Below are 15,204 nucleotides of genomic sequence, written 5' to 3' on the forward strand. Positions count from 1 at the left end.
CCAGCAGGCCGCGGCGCTGGAGTCGTCCGCCGATGTGGCCGAGTTGCGCCGGGTCGAGCGCGAGCACCTCGACGAGGAGCAGGCGCTGCAGCATGCGGCGCAGGCGAGGGCGGACGGCGAGGCGGCTGGCGGCAGCGCCGCCTTCCTCGAGCTGTTCGAACAGGCACGAGGCCTGTTCGGTCCATCCTGGCCGATCGCGATGCCAGGCGCCATCGGCCCCGCCGCGGCGCCGTCGACCGCCCAAGGACCCGCCGCATGAATCTCTCCGCCAAGCACGGTGACCCGCAGCTGGGCATCGACATCCATCTGTGCACCACGCCGGCCGGCCCGGTGCCGCTGCCCACGCCGCATCTGTCGGTGGTGTTCGATCCCTTCGACTACCTGCCTTTCATCGGCGCGACCGTCAAGGTGATGGGCATGAAGCGCGCGACGGCCGGCACCTCGGCGATCGTCGTGCACATCCCGCCCGGCTTCCCGTTCGCGCCGATGATTCCGGACAAGGACGACGAGCTGTTCATGGGCAGCGCCACCGTGGTGGCCGACGGCGATCCGCTGTCCTACCTCGCGCTGCCGGTGCTGGGCTGCCAGATCGCGGGCATGCCCAGCCCGCCGCGGCCGAAGAAGAAAAAGCTCAAGCTGCCCAACCTGCTGCCCACCAGCTTCAACCTGGCGATCCCCAACACGGTGAAGGTGGGCGGCGCGCCGACGATCTCGATGGCCGGCATGATCGCGCGCGGCGCCTTCGCGGGCCTGGGCAAGCTGGCCAAGTCGCGGCTCGGCAAGGCGATGGGCGCGGGCTTCAAGAAGTTCCGGCAGAAGCTCTTCAAGAACATGGACCCCGGCTTCCTGAAGTGCAAGGTGCTGCGCGCGGAGCCGGTGAACATCCTGACCGGCGAGGTCAGTGTCGAGCAGGTGGACTTCAGCCTGCCCTGGCGTGTCCCGATGGACTGGGTGCGCAATTACGCCTCGGGGCGCGAGCGGGTGGGGGCGTGCGGCGTCGGCTGGGAGAGTCCGGCCGATGCGCGGCTGGAGATCGATGCGGCCGACGGCAGCGTGGTGTTCTTCCATCCGGATGCCGGGCCGGCACTCTTCCCCGCGCTGCCGGCCGCGCAGGGCGACGCGGCGGCGGTGCTGGAGCTGATGGATGGCGCGCGGCTCAGCGACCACGGTGACGAGTGGCGGGTGCGCACCAAGGGCGATCTGACCTATCACTTCCCGAAGTCGCTGACGGTCCCCGTGACCGGGCAGCTGCGGGAAGTGCCGCTGGGCCGCGTCAGCGACCTGTGCGGCAACTGGCTGCTCTACGAATGGGTGGAGGGCCGGCTGAGCGCGATCCGCGAATCGGGCGGACGACATCTGCTGGTCGAGTACGCCGGGCGCTTCATCCGGTCGCTCTCGCTGTACGTGGCCGAGGCCGAGTTCAGCCACACCTTCGTCAGCTACGAGCACGATGCGCAGGGCTGCCTGACGGCGGTCCGCGATGAACTGGACCACCCCTACCGATTCGCCTACGACGGCCGCCACATGGTGCGGCACACCAACCGGACGGGACTGTCCTTCCATTACGAGTACGACAAGCGCGGCGAAGGCGGCGAGGAGTGGCAGGTCGTGCGCGCGTGGGGCGACGGCGGGCTGTACGACTACCAATTCGCTTACTGGCCCGCGATCCGCGAGGTGCGGATCACCGATTCGCTGGGGCATGTGTCCACGGTCCAGTGCGACGAGCACGGCCTGCCGATCCTGGAGATCGATCCGCTGGGCGGCCGCACGATCTTCGAGTACGACGAGGTGGGCCGCACGACGGCGGTGGTGGACGCGGCGAATCACCGGACCGAATACGCCTATGACGAGCGCGGCAACCTGCTGAAGCTCACGCGGCCGGACGGCAGCGCGATGACGATCGAGGTCGACGCGCGCGACAAGCCGGTGGCGATCACCGATCCCAACGGCGCGAGCTGGCGTCAGCGATGGGATGAACGCGGGCTGCTGGCCGAGCAGACGAGCCCGCTCGGCGCGGTGACGGCCTACGAGTACAGCGCGGACGGCTTGCTGCTCAGCGTGCGCGACGCGCTGAAGGCGACGACGCGGCTGGGCTATGACACCGATGGCCAGCTGGTCAGCGTGAGGAATGCGCTGGGACATGTCTCCCGGCTCCAGCGCGACTTGCTGGGCAATGTGCTCGAGCGCTCGGACCCCCTGGGCCGTGCCACGCATTATCGCTACGACCGCAAGGGGCGGCTCGTCGAGGCGACCCTGCCCACGGGCGCGCGCATCCGCTGCGCCTACGACGCCCAGGGCAACCTGACGCATCACGAGGACGAGAACGGGGCGCGCACGGGCTTCGAGTACTTCGGTCAGGGACTCATCGCCAAGCGCCATCAGCCTGACGGCCACGTGGTGCAGTACCACTACGACACGGAAGAGCAGCTCATCGGCGTGAGCAACCAGCGCGGTGAGATGTATGAGCTCAGGCGCGATGCGCTCGGGCGCGTGGTCGAGGAAGTGGACTACTGGGGGCAGGCGACGCGGTATGTCTTCGATGTGGCCGGGCATCTGAAGCAGAGCGTCGATCCGCTGGGGCGTGTCATCGACTTCACGACCGACAAGCTTGGCCGGGTCCGGCGCAAGCGCTTCGAGCATCCATTCGCGGCGGGACGCCAGTTCGAGGAGACCTTCGACTTCGACGCGAATGGCAACCTCACCGGCTGCGCCAACGAGCATGTGACGGTGAAGCGGGTGCTCGATGTCGAGGGACGCTTGATCGAGGAGCAGCAGGGCGACTTCGTCATCAAGAACGGATTCGATCTGCTGGGCCGTCGCATCCGGCGCGAGACCAGCGCCGGCAACACGGTGGCCTACGAGTACGACGCGCTCGGACAGCCCACGGCCATCCGCATCAACGACGAACCGCCGATCACGATCGAGCGGGACGAGAACGGGCAGGTGGTGAAGGAGACGCTGGCACCGGGCCTCGAGCGGCAGTACCAGTACGACGCCGAGGGCCGGCTCACCGGTCAGGGCGTGCGGCGCGAGTCGGAGTGGCTTTTCAGCACGCAGTACGCCTACGACGCCGCCGGCAATCTCACGCACCGCAAGGACAGCCAGTACGGCCTGGACCAGTTCCGCTACGACCCGCTCGGACAGATCGTCGAGCACATCGATCCGCAGGGGAAGCTGAAGAAGTTCTTCCAGGATCCGGCCGGGGATCGGCTGACGACGGGCGTGAAGCGGGACGGCACCTGGCGGCGCGAGGGCTGGTGCGAGGGCGTGCATTACCGCTTCGACGCGGCGGGCAACCTGATCGAGCGCCGCGATGAGCGGCAGTTGGACGGCGAGGAGCCGAAGACGCTGGCGCTGGCGTGGGATGCGAATCAGCGGCTGGTGCGCAGTCGCAGGCGAGCGACCTTCGGTGACGCGGAGCCGGACGAGGCCGAGACCGTCTACGGTTACGACCCGATGGGGCGGCGGGTGTTCAAGCGGAGTGGAACCAACGAAAGCTGGTTCGGGTGGGAGGGTGACGGACTTGTCGCTGAAGGGAAGGTGGGGGAGCGGCGCGAATACCTCTACTACCCAGGCAGCTTTGTGCCGTTGGCGATGGTCGAAAAGCAGGTCAGCTATCGCTATCACACCGATCCGAATGGCAGCCCGAACCGATTGACCGATGACAAGGGGCGCGTGGTTTGGGCAGCGCGATACGAGGCGTGGGGCCGGGCTGAGCTCCTACTGGGCGACGTGGCCAATCCAATCCGCCTGCAAGGGCAGTACGAGGATGTGGAAACCGGGCTGCATTACAACCTCTGCCGCTATTTCGATCCGCTGAGCGGCGCCTTTGTCTCGCCGGACCTGCTCAAGCTCTCAGCCGGCTCCAACCTGTACAGGTTGGCCGCCAATTCCTTGGGCTGGATCGATCCGCTTGGTCTTTCCCCGTTGGAAATAGGGCAGATTGGCAAGCACGGCCATCCGATCAACTCCCGGATCGAGTATGGCGACAATATTGCCTATCTGGTGGAGGGGTCGAAACCCTCGACTAAAGGCCGCTTGGTCGGCTGGCACTATTACGAAAACCCTGGGCATCACGATCCCAATAGAAAATCGCCTCTTCGCGGTAATGTGGATTACAATCCCGGCAAAAGTGTCTTGCCGCCGAATCACGTGGAGCTTTTCCAAAATAGCGTGTACTTCGAAGGAAACCGCTGGGCGAAGGACAGCGCTGGAAACTTCCACCAGTTTCAGGACAGTGGGGACTTTCATTTCCATTGGGCCGGGTCGACCAATGGTGAGACGAACAAGGGCAAGAAGCTCGGGAAGGTCGTGGACCCGAAGGTCAAGGCGCTGTTTTCCGGTTGTGGATGATTTGCAAATGAAGATGATTGGTGACGCTGCGCGATTCGCGGTGGAGATCGGACCGGCGGACTCGTCCAGTCGGCAGATGCGCATCGTGAATATTTATGTTGGCGGGAAGAATATCAGTGAGGTCGATAACGCCGCCTATGTGCCGCAGTTCGTTACTTCGCTGCGAAGGGCGGCCGACGCGCTGAAACGCAAGATCGATTACGCGAAATACGAGCCGCTGTTCCTCCAGCATTCATTGGAGGAGGCTTATCAGCGGCTGGCGGCCGATGAAGGCGAGTTGTTCGGTGCATGTCGCGTGCTGGATTTGGGTGCGACTACCGACAGTTCGCTCAGTTTTCTGATTCCGTATCGCAATCGGCTCTATCTGGCCTCCCGGACGATTGATGAGGACGAGGCGGTCACATCGCCGTTGGCCATCGTGGAGATCACTGCGTACGACATCGTTCGGGTGCTGGAGTCAACAATTGAAGTGTTGGAGAACGCTTGAGCCGGTTGCCACGAGTCCGATCTTTCGATTGGTTCCTATCAGTCAGTGTGGCTGACGGTTTCAGGGAACCTCGAGCCATGATTCTGGCTCGCGACGATTTCGTGCGTGCCGTGCAAACCGCGATGGAGCGGCTCAAGGCCGACCCGGGTGGTGCGATCGACAATGAAGGTATTCACGCGGCAGTGCTGCGGCAGGCCTCAAGCACTCCGGACAACACTGCGTGCTCGTGACATGTCGAGTATTCGGGTTCGCTGAAGAAGTCGGCAGGATGAAATTCCGTTAGGTGAGCCGCAGGACTTCGACCTCAACGGCACGCTGCCGCTGATTGAGTACCGGCGGCACTTGGTGGAGTGCTGCGCCAACTGCGACAACAAGGGCGTAACGGCCATTGGCACGACATGCTTCGTGTGGGGCGGTATCGCCATCGAGCCGCGCTAGCCCGCCTTTCTCCTCGCTGTGTCCGTGATGAGCCGAGTGGCCCGCCATCAGCACAATGCGAGCGCTGTTGAAGTCCGATGCCGACATCTGGATCTGGTCCGGCCGCAGCGCCGTCGTGACGAACGAGACGCGGGCCTGGCTGCGCCGCTAGGTCTGCGGCGACGAGATCGATTCCGACGAACTGCAACTGGTGTGCGCCGCGAGGGCGACCACACGCCCGATGGGCAGCTTAACGCCGGCTGACTGGACGCGCTGAGCGAGTTTGATCCCAAGGCAGGTGGTCGTGTTCGACGACCGCGACAAGGTCGCGGCGATGTGGCGCAACAAGGGCGTGGCGTGCTTGCAGGTTGCTCCAGGAGCATGCTGCCCCCGGGTAAGGGGGTGTCATTTTGCTCATGTTTCGCGAAGATGCTCCGCGCAGAGGGAGTATTTATGAAAGTGACCGGAATCTACACACTTAATCTTGATGCGCCTATATTCGTGGCCAACCCTGTCACGCATTATTTTGAGCATGATCCGATCGGCAACCCACAACCAGTGGCCGACTGCTTTCCTTTGATCGGAAGCTTCCCTGTCGACTTTTCGTTTCGCGAGTTTTCGTGTCAGGTGACATTTGTCCTTGGATTTCCCGGCAATTTTCTTCAGCGCTACCAAACCATGCCCGGGGTTGAGAAGATAAAAATCTCCCTCTCGGCCGACAGTGATATAGATCCAGCAGACGAAGACAAGATGAGCGCGCTTAAGAATCGCTATCTGCTTGCGATGTGGGACGTTTCACGACGTGTGCTTGATTACTTCAGATACGAGCACGGCTTTCCTTTTTTGCGACCGATGAATGCGCAAAATATTGCCGAGGTATCGTGGATACAGGACGGGAAAGAGTCAATATCGGCGACAGCCGCAAACGCAATCTACGTGGATGCGTTCCCAGGCCTCCCGTTCTCGAAGCACGCCCTCGGATCAAAACCTGTGCGCCCATCAAATCTCGATGCAATTCAGAAGGGGTTGCAGCAGCCACGCGAATACGACGTGCATGAGCAACTGCGATCCCAAGCTCGTGAAGCCATTTTTACCGAGAATTATCGTTTGGCCGTCATGCTGCTAGCAATTGCATGTGAAGTAAAGGTGAAGCGCACGTTCTTTGGAGCGACGTCAATAACGAACGAAATATTTGACTGGTTGTCCGATGCACAGAAGGTGCAAGTTTCGGCGCTGGAGCTAATCAGTCAAGGCGCGAAGAGAGTCATTGGTGTGGGATACAAAGAGCAATTCCCCGCAATGTCCGTAGCTTTGGATAATCTATTTCGTTGTCGAAATAAGGTGGCGCATAAAGGTGAGCACGAATACCGGGATGTCAATTCTCAAAAGATTAAAGTTGCGGACGAGCAAGCACTATTGGAATGGTGGGAGGCTGTCGACCATCTCTTCAATTGGCTAGACGCGAGCATCGGCAAAGCCTAAGACGTACCAAGGATGGTAGGCTCACCCTCCGCTTTAACCTCCGGAGAGACAGATGAGCCGCCGATTTGGACGCAACCGGCGCCGTCGCGCGCGCGAAGAGCGGCTTCGGCTGATCGACCAGCTGCACGAGGTCGGGCCGGGGAAATTTCGCGATGTCGATCGCACCGGCTACAGTGAAGACTGGGGCGAAGCGGAGGGGCATCGCTAATGGCGCTGCAGCGTTTAGATTCGCAATGACCCGAGATCCAAGTCTCTACACGATAGGCGGACGTCCTTAATGATTTCAAGGTCCTCAGACGTCTTGTTGATTCCGCTGACGTGTGATGCGAGTGCTCTCACGAGAAGCGTCCCCACATTTCCGTGACTGTTTCCGTGTTTGGCAAAACGCTGGTACTCCGCCTGGAACGTCTCGGATCGTCCTTGTCTAATCTGTTCGAAGCTTTCCCGATCAAACATCCATAGAAGCAGCGCGTACACCGCTGAAAAGCCTCGATGCATTGCGTTTGGCGCCAGCTTTGATAGCAGAATCACGTATTCCAGATCACGCAACGTTGCATCGAAATATGGGGCTAATTCCACAAGAGGCAAAAGTAGATCGACATCGTTGTTGGCGGCGCCGAAGCGGGCATTAATGAATTCGCGATAGTATCGTGCTCGATCTTCGAGTGAGCGACCGCGACCTAAACTGTTTGGTAAGGCCACCTCAAGGGAAATGAACTTCCTCAAATAGAGGCTTGGGACAATGCCATTGCCGTATGTGTGTTGGATTGCTGACTCAAGGGCCGGCTTGTGTACGGCCAATACGAATACGAGGTTTTGTACGTCAAAAAGATGCTTGATTCGCTCAAGCATTTCGAGCGCAAATGTCGGTCGGCAGCGGTCTAACTCATCAATAACAATAATTATGCGATTTTTCGAGTCCTTGGCGACTTTCCCTAATTCTTTGCGAAATGCATCACTTGTCTTTTTAACCTCAGAATAGATTTTTAAAGCATCTTTGGATGCATCTCCCAAAGCTTCACTTATTGACTCTACTAACGCGCCAGATCCTGGGATCAGAGTTGAACCGGCAGCCGCTGCAAGAGCCACGACCGCCTTTGGCGATGCTGCTGATAACACTGCTGCTCCAGCCGTTCTCAATCCCTCGATGACGCCGCATTTTTGACCGTTTCCTTTTGTCGCATCCAAAATTGCAGATAGTAGGACCGAGAATGGGTCGTGGTGAAAATCAAACTCGAAAGCATTGATATAAATCGGAGTCACTTCGGACTCCAAACGCAACTGCTCAACGAGCCGCGTTGCAACCCAAGATTTCCCGCTTCCCCACGGCGCGTCGATCGCAAGCACTCGGCCCGCAGGCAGCACTTCTTGATCACAAAGGCCGATGGCGAATCGGATGACCCTTTCCGCAAAGGGCTTGCGCTGCAACTCGTCTTGCCCGAACACTTGCGATTTCGACATGTCTCGTCCTCCATGCGCTCGACTTTAGCGACGTGCCAAGAGCCTCCCGGCCCGAGGTCGTGCCGCGCTATGTTCCCCTAGGTTCGGGGGCTGATCGGTGTGCTGCGGGCCGACAGCGCACGACCGCGCCAGGATCATCGGCTTTACTTCACCGCGGACGGCGCCGCGATGCTCTGCGACACCACAGCGATCATCCGTGCACGTGTGCGCCTGACCGGCGTCAGCGTCTCGACGCAGTTCGCCAGAACCCACCGAGCACGGAAGGCGCTAGGCCAAGCCTAGCGAGCGCTTTCGCCGCATCTTTGAACTGGCCTGCCCGGAGGGACTCGAACCCCCGACCTGCTGCTTAGAAGGCAGCTGCTCTATCCAGTTGAGCTACGGGCAGACGGAAATCGGTAGACCGATCGATGCCTTTGTCCAGAACGGACTTCGGGCCCCGGAGGGCGTTCCCACGCCTCCGAAGGGCCCGAATTGTGCCATGCGAACCGCCGTTACCGACGGCCGGGGAACGGTTCGAAGTCGATCCATGGTCGATCGACTCTCGACAAGCTGAAGATCAGATCAGCACGTTCACGATCGCGTTGCCGATGCCCATCAGCGCCGCGCCCGAGATCAGCCCCGCGCAGATCGGCTCGCAGCCGTCCACCCAGCGCTTCCACCCCGCCGTGCCCGGCGTCTTGTGGACCTTGGCCATCACGAAGAAGATCATCGCGCCGACCCACATCGCGAAGGTCGACTCCGGCGGCAGCACCACGCCCAGGCCGATCGCCACCGACGACAGCGGGAACTTGCCCTTGGTCGCCATCTTGATCAGCTCGATCGCCACCGCGCACACCGCCGCGATCGCCATCGTGATCAGCGCCGACGCCGGCAGGCTGTGCAGCCCGTTGGCGATGATCTCCGCCACGCCGCGCCATTGCACCGCCGCCGGCATCGAGAACTGCTCGGAAATGATGGTCGACGTCGAACGCAGGCCCTCGGCGTTCTTCGGCACGAACAGCAGGAAGAACAGCGGCACGCAGAACAGCACCCCCGCCACCACGCCGATCACGTGACCGATCGCCTGGTGACGCGGCTTGCCGCCCAGCATGTAGCCCGGCTTGATGTCGCTCAGCAGGTTCGCCGCGTTCGACGAGATCTCCGAGGTCATGCCCGCCGGGATCAGGTTGGACGCCGGATTCGCCCGGTCGATCGCGCCCATCGTGAACTGCGTGATCTTGGACAGCGCGCCCGTCGGCGTCCACGAGGTCAGCGCCATCGAGTTCGTGCAGATCACCGTCAGCACCAGGATCAGCGGCAGCGAGATCAGCGCCATGCCCACCGGCACGCCGAAGAACAGGTGCGCGATGTAGGCCGTCAGCACGCCCATCACCGGCACGCCGACGAAGGAGATCCACAGCGGCACCTCGATGTCCTTGAGCAGGTCGCTGCCGCCGCCGGCCTGGCCCGGCTTGCGACGGAAGGACTTGAACACCGCCACGAACAGGTCGGGCTTGGCCAGCAGCGTCGTCAGCGAGCCCGCGACCATCATCGCCACGCCCCACCACATCGACCACTGGTTGACGATCTCCGCCCGCGAGATCGGGATCGGCGCGCCATTAGGCGCCACGCGCTGCACGATGTCGCCGGCCTGGATCATGATCGGCGCCAGCACCACGAAGTTCACGAACGCGCCCAGCAGGCAGCTCGTCGCCACCGCGATGCCCATCAGCCCGCCCACGCCCAGCATGGCTGCGTCCAGCGTCAGGCGCAGCCCCAGCGCGCGGATGTCGGTGCCCAGGATCTTCGGGATCCAGATCTCGGCCTTGGCCGCCATGCCGTAGTAGTACTGGTCCAGCCGCTCATGGAAGGTCCAGGGTTCGGTCATGCCGGCCCACTTGTCCATGCGAAGGAGCTTGAACTGCAGCAGCTTCATCCAGCCGTCGCTGATCAGGGCCTGGTAGGTCGCGGCACCCGCCGCCACCTTGGCCAGCAGTTTGGCCTTGTACATGCCTTCGCCGCCCTCGCCGGTGTAGAGCGAGTCCAGCACCACGCCGCAGGCGCGACCCTCGGGGAAGGGGAGCTGGTCCTCGTTGATGAAGCGCCGCTTCATCGGGAACGCCACCAGCACGCCCAGCACCGCGATGACGATCATCCAGATCATCATCTGCCACCACGGCACGATGTGGTCGACGAACAGCATGTACGCCGCCAGCGACGAGAACAGCGGCGAGACCACGTAGCCCGCCGCCGTGGCGATCGACTGGGTGCAGTTGTTCTCCAGGATCGTGTAGTCCTTGGCCCAGCCCAGCGACGCGAAGATGCGGAACATCGCGAAGGCCAGGATCACCGAGGTCAGCCCCACGCCGACGCTGATGCCGGTCTTGCCGCCGATGTACAGCGAGGTCGCGGCCAGGATGCCGCCCAGCATGAAGCCGGTGAAGCCCGAACGCAGCGAGAGCTGCGCCATGTCGCCGCGGAAGACGTTCTTGAACCACCACTCGTCCTTCTGCGCGCGCGACCAGGTCTGCACCTGCTCGTCGGTCAAATGCTGTAGCGCCATGCTGTGCTCGATCCTCTTCCCGGGTTGCCCGTTGCCGCGCCCGGCTCCAGGCTCGTGACCAGGAAGGACGCTCTTTTGAAACAAAAAAACAGCGCGCATTGTCCCTGCCTGACATCGCGCTGACACGAGCCCTCGCATGGGGTTTCCCCTGATCGCCACCCGCCTATCGCCCTGACGGGTGAGGTGTCGCGAGAAGGCTGCGAACCCCGTGTCCGTCGGCGCGGATGACGCCCGCGCCACGCCGAGTTCTTCACGCCCGGACCGCGCGCCGATCGGACGAGCCCCCGCATTCCGGTGCTGCCGCCGCACGAAAGTGCGTTCAGCGCCTAGCATCCCCACTTCCTCCTTGCTGCATCTGGAGCCGCTGTTGACGCTGATGTGGGTTCTGCTGGGCGTCCTGCTGGGCGTGGCCCTGACCTTGTTGCTGCTGATGGCGGTCCAGGGACGGTTCGGCCGCGCTTCCGGTGCCCGGCGTCGGGACCGGCTCACCGGACTGCTGCCGGCGCGCCGCTTCGAGGACGAGTTCGCCGCGCTGCTGGACGCGCTGCAGCGCCGCGGCGGCGAGGGCAGCCTGCTCTACATCGGCCTGGACGGCTTCCGGTTGATCAACGAAGAGCACGGCAAGGACCATGGCGACCACCTGCTGGTGCGCACCGCCGAGCGGCTGCGGCAGCTCGCCGGCAAGCGGTCCCTCGTCGGGCGGCTCGCGGGGGATGAATTCGCCCTGTGGAGCGAGATCCCGGCATCGCAGACCGACGCCCTGGTGCGGCAGGTGCTGGAGGCGCTGGGCGAGCCGGTCCTGGTCGGCACGACGCCGGTGACGGTGAGCCTGTCGGTGGGTGTGGCGATGTCGCCCGAGCATGGCCACTCGATCCGGCTGATCCGCCGCGCGCAGACGGCGATGCGCTCGGTCAAGCGCCTGGGCGGCAACGGCCATGCCTTCTTCGACGCGGTCCAGGAGGAGGAGCTGCGCGAGGAGCTCACGATGGCGCGCGAGCTGCGGGAGTCGATCAAGAACCGGGAGCTGGAGCTGGTCTACCAGCCGAAGATGGACGCGCGCACGCTGCAGGTGACCGGGGTGGAAGCACTGCTGCGCTGGCGGCATTCGACGCTCGGCATGGTGAGCCCGTCGCGTTTCATCCCGATCGCGGAGCGCTACGGCCTGATCGATCCGATCGGCGACTGGGTGGCCGACACCGCGCTGACGCAGGCGGCGCGCTGGCGCGAGATGGGCCTGCGCATGCGTGTCGCGATCAACGTGTCGGGCTACCAGATGCGCTCGGACGAATTCATCGGGCGCCTCGAGAAAGGCCTGCGGCGCCATCGCCTGCGGCCCGAGCGCTTCACCTGCGAGATCACCGAATCGGTCGCGATGGAGCACGCCACGGTCACCGGCCGCGCGTTCAAGCGCCTGGGCGCGCTGGGCGTGCATGTGTCGATCGACGACTTCGGCACCGGCTACTCGAGCCTGGCCGCGCTGCGCCAGCTGCCGGCGCAGGAGCTCAAGATCGACCGGGCCTTCGTGGCCGATGTCGCCACCAGCGTCCAGGCGCAGGCCATCGTGCGCGCGGTCATCGAGATGGCCCGCGTGCTGCACCTGAAGGTCGTGGCCGAGGGCGTGGAGACAGCGGCGCAGCGCGACCAGCTCGTGGCCATGGGCTGCGACGAGCTGCAGGGCTACCTGTTCGCGAAGCCGATGACGGCGCTCGCGATCGAGGTGCTGGCGGCCGAGCCGGACAAGTCGACGGAAGGGCGCGCGGAGGGCTTCCGGCCGTCGATCTTCGTGGAGACCGCGGCGGTGCCGCTGGATGCGAGGCGCTGATCCAGAGCGCCAGAGCGCGGCCGCGCGTCGCCACTCTGAAAAAGCGAAGAGCCGCGAGGATTGCTCCTTGCGGCTCTTCTGGAGAAATGGTCGGGGCGGCGGGATTCGAACTCGCGACCCTCTGCTCCCAAAGCAGATGCGCTACCAGACTGCGCTACGCCCCGACGAAGCCGCAGATTGTAGCCTGGAAATTCGCCTGCCCGGGAACTCGCGACCCGCTGCTCCCAAAGCAGGAGGTCGGGGGGCTTTTCAGCGCGAGAGCTTCTGCGCGATCCCCCAGCCCAGCTCCGCCATCGGTTTGGCGCCTGCCGCGGCCTCGCGGGCCTGCGCGCTCGAGGCGGTGCCGTCCTCCACCCGCTTGGCGATGCCCTGCAGGATGGCGCAGATGCGGAACAGGTTGTAGGCCAGGTAGAAGTTCCAGTCCTTCATCACCAGCTGCGGATCGGCACGGCCGGTGCGCTCGCAATAGCGGCGCACGTAGTCCAGTTCGCCCGGGATGCCCAGTGGCGCCAAGTCCACGCCGCCCAGACCGCGCGCGGCGCCGGTCTTGCGGATGTGCCAGGACATGCAGTGATAGCTGAAGTCCGCCAGCGGGTGGCCCAGCGTCGACAGCTCCCAGTCCAGCACCGCCAGCACGCGGGGCTCGGTCGGATGGAAGACGAGGTTGTCCAGCCGGTAGTCGCCATGCACGATGGAGACCTCGCGTTCGTCGCGCGCCGAGTCGGGGATGTGCGCGGGCAGCCAGTCGATCAGGCGGTCCATCGCCTCGTTCGGGCCGGTGATCGTGGCCTGGTACTGCTTGCTCCAGCGGCCGATCTGGCGCTCGAAGTAGTTGCCCGGCTTGCCGTAGCCCTCCAGGCCCAGCGCGCGGAAGTCGACGCTATGCAGCGCCGCGATGACCCGGTTCATCTCCTCGTAGATCGCGGCGCGTTCCGCGTTCGACGCGCCGGGCAGCGTCTGGTCCCACAGCACGCGGCCCTGCACGAAGGCCATGACGTAGAAGGCGCGGCCGATGACGGACTCGTCCTCGCACAGCGCCAGCATTTGCGGCACCGGCACGTCGGTGCCGGCCAGCGCCCGCATCACGGTGAATTCGCGCTCGATCGCGTGCGCGGAGGGCAGCAGCTTGGCCACCGGCGCGGGCTTGGCCCGCATCACGTAGCTGCCGCCGGGCGTGATCAGCTGGTAGGTGGGGTTGGACTGGCCGCCCTTGAACTGCTCGATCGTCAGCGGGCCGGTGAAGCCGGGAATCTCGCGCGCCAGCCAGGCGGCGAGCGCCTGGGCGTCGATCGGATGCGTCGGGGCGCGGGTGCCGGTGAATGCGTCGTCCACAAGGTCTCCTGGAGTTGTCGTGAGATGCGAAACACACGCTCCGGGGACCGGGGGATCGGTCGCCGGGCGCTCAGCGGTTGGCGATGGCCAACAGCTTCTCCTTGCTCAATACCACCAGCCGCGTCGGCTCGACGCGCACCGCGCCTTCGCGCTCGAAGCCCTTGAGCTCCTGGTTCACGCGCTGGCGCGACGCGCCCAGCAGCTGCGCGAGGTCTTCCTGCGCCAGCTGCAGGCCGATGCGGACCTCCTCGCCCTGCGACACGCCGTAGCTGCGCGCCAGCAGCAGGATCTGCTTGGCCAGCCGCGAGGCCAGGGGTCGGGTGTTGAGGTCCTCGACCTGGTCGAACATCAGCCGCAGCCGCCGGCAGTTCAGGCGCAGCAGCGCCTCGTACAGCTCGGTGTGGCGTTGCAGCAGGTCCTTGAAGTCGGGCTTGCGGATCACCAGCAGCGTGGTCTCGCCATGGGCGCTGGCGTCGTGCGTGCGGGGCAGGCCGTCGAAGAGGGCGATGTCGCCGAACCAGATGCCGGGCTCGACATAGGTCAGCGTCACCTGCTTGCCTGACAGCGAGACCGAACTGACGCGCACCGCGCCCTTGGCCACGCCGATCCATTCCTCGGCCGGTTCGCCGCGCACCGACATCAGCGCGCCGTCGGCGAGGCGACGCACGGTGGCGCGCGCCAGAATGTCGCTGCGCAACGGCAGTGACAGCTTGGAGAACCACGGCCCCGACTCGATGTTGTTGCGTTCGGAAATTGTAAGAACCGAGCTGTTCATGCTTTGTCGCTGGCGTGACAGGCCAGCCGTCTCCTGAAAGATGCGGACGGGCCGCGTGTGTCGCGACCTCATCCGGCCTATTGTGAGGGACCCGCGGCGCGCCCCATGGCGCCGCGCCGATGCGCGCATGATGCGCGGGCGATGCGCGTCGCGGGCGAAGGAGGGGCGCTTTTCCGGGTTTGTCCCGGGGAGCGCCGTGCTAGAGTGAAACGCACTCCAACAGCAATGACAGCGGGCATGGATCGAGATCATCACGACCCGCGCGGCGTGTTGCCGTCGCATAGCGTTCTCGTGCTGGCCATCCTCGTGATGTCGGCGCCCGCGTGGAGTCTCGGCGTGGGCCGACCGCAGGCGGCCTCGTCGCTGGGGCAGCCCTTGAACCTGCTGTTCCCCGTCCAGCTCAATCCCGGTGAGAGCCTCACGCCCGACTGCGTGCGCGCCGAGGTCAGCGCGGGCGAGAACCCGTTGTCCGCCTCGGGCCTGCACTGGCAGATCGAGGGCGACGCCGGACGCCCCACCGGCGTGCGGCTGCG

11 protein-coding genes, 2 tRNA genes and 1 pseudogene are annotated in these 15,204 nt (G+C 64.1%); 8 read left to right on the forward strand and 6 right to left on the reverse strand.

The annotated features are described in order from the left end of the window. The 6 genes and pseudogenes from FUT87_RS29020 to FUT87_RS29030 all read left to right on the forward strand — a co-directional run. Positions 1-259: pseudogene (locus FUT87_RS29020) on the forward strand (intracellular growth attenuator family protein); the annotation flags it as partial. 71 nt (positions 260-330) lie between these two features. Next, complete coding sequence (locus FUT87_RS18665) at positions 331-4,353, forward strand: RHS repeat-associated core domain-containing protein (RefSeq protein ID WP_222617200.1); 4,023 nt, start codon at positions 331-333, stop codon at positions 4,351-4,353. Next, entirely contained in the window at positions 4,346-4,840 is a 495-nt protein-coding gene (locus FUT87_RS18670; RefSeq protein WP_186830619.1) for a hypothetical protein, read from the forward strand. Before FUT87_RS18665 ends, FUT87_RS18670 begins: the two co-directional genes overlap by 8 nt. Before the next feature lie 77 nt (positions 4,841-4,917). Continuing rightward, the gene (locus FUT87_RS29025) at positions 4,918-5,070 is read left to right on the forward strand and encodes a hypothetical protein (RefSeq protein ID WP_186830620.1); all 153 of its coding nucleotides are present in this window, start codon (positions 4,918-4,920) and stop codon (positions 5,068-5,070) included. Positions 5,071-5,710: 640 nt separating this feature from the next. Then, positions 5,711-6,739 carry a hypothetical protein gene (locus FUT87_RS18675; RefSeq protein WP_147241995.1) on the forward strand — a complete coding sequence of 343 codons (1,029 nt, stop codon included), beginning with the start codon at positions 5,711-5,713 and terminating at the stop codon, positions 6,737-6,739. 52 nt (positions 6,740-6,791) lie between these two features. After that, on the forward strand, positions 6,792-6,947 hold the full coding sequence (locus FUT87_RS29030) for a hypothetical protein (RefSeq protein WP_186830621.1): 156 nt from the start codon (positions 6,792-6,794) through the stop codon (positions 6,945-6,947). A 14-nt stretch (positions 6,948-6,961) separates the two neighbouring features. On the opposite strand, the gene FUT87_RS18680 is transcribed toward FUT87_RS29030, so the two are convergent. The 3 genes from FUT87_RS18680 to FUT87_RS18690 form a co-directional block, all read right to left on the reverse strand. Next, positions 6,962-8,200 carry a P-loop NTPase fold protein gene (locus tag FUT87_RS18680; RefSeq protein ID WP_147241996.1) on the reverse strand — a complete coding sequence of 413 codons (1,239 nt, stop codon included), beginning with the start codon at positions 8,198-8,200 and terminating at the stop codon, positions 6,962-6,964. A 308-nt stretch (positions 8,201-8,508) separates the two neighbouring features. Beyond that, positions 8,509-8,585, reverse strand: a tRNA-Arg gene (locus FUT87_RS18685). A 171-nt stretch (positions 8,586-8,756) separates the two neighbouring features. Next, on the reverse strand, positions 8,757-10,742 hold the full coding sequence (locus tag FUT87_RS18690; RefSeq protein ID WP_186830622.1) for an OPT family oligopeptide transporter: 1,986 nt from the start codon (positions 10,740-10,742) through the stop codon (positions 8,757-8,759). A gap of 346 nt (positions 10,743-11,088) precedes the next feature. Here FUT87_RS18690 and FUT87_RS18695 point away from each other — a divergent pair, with 346 nt between their 5' ends. Further along, a complete protein-coding gene (locus FUT87_RS18695; RefSeq protein ID WP_147241998.1) occupies positions 11,089-12,564 on the forward strand; it encodes a bifunctional diguanylate cyclase/phosphodiesterase in 1,476 nt (491 codons plus the stop codon). Positions 12,565-12,651: 87 nt separating this feature from the next. Here the strand turns inward: FUT87_RS18695 and FUT87_RS18700 are convergent. From FUT87_RS18700 to FUT87_RS18710, 3 genes are all read right to left on the reverse strand, one after another. After that, positions 12,652-12,728 (reverse strand) — tRNA-Pro (locus tag FUT87_RS18700). 85 nt (positions 12,729-12,813) lie between these two features. Beyond that, positions 12,814-13,896 carry a phosphotransferase gene (locus FUT87_RS18705; RefSeq protein ID WP_147241999.1) on the reverse strand — a complete coding sequence of 361 codons (1,083 nt, stop codon included), beginning with the start codon at positions 13,894-13,896 and terminating at the stop codon, positions 12,814-12,816. 70 nt (positions 13,897-13,966) lie between these two features. After that, positions 13,967-14,671: a Crp/Fnr family transcriptional regulator gene (locus tag FUT87_RS18710; protein WP_091723982.1), complete on the reverse strand. Its 705-nt coding sequence runs from the start codon at positions 14,669-14,671 to the stop codon at positions 13,967-13,969. Between the two features lie 237 nt (positions 14,672-14,908). Here FUT87_RS18710 and FUT87_RS18715 point away from each other — a divergent pair. Continuing rightward, positions 14,909-15,204, forward strand: a 296-nt coding sequence (locus FUT87_RS18715) for a hypothetical protein (protein WP_147242000.1), incomplete at its 3' end; no start/stop codon positions are given.

This window comes from Mitsuaria sp. TWR114 (assembly GCF_007997345.1).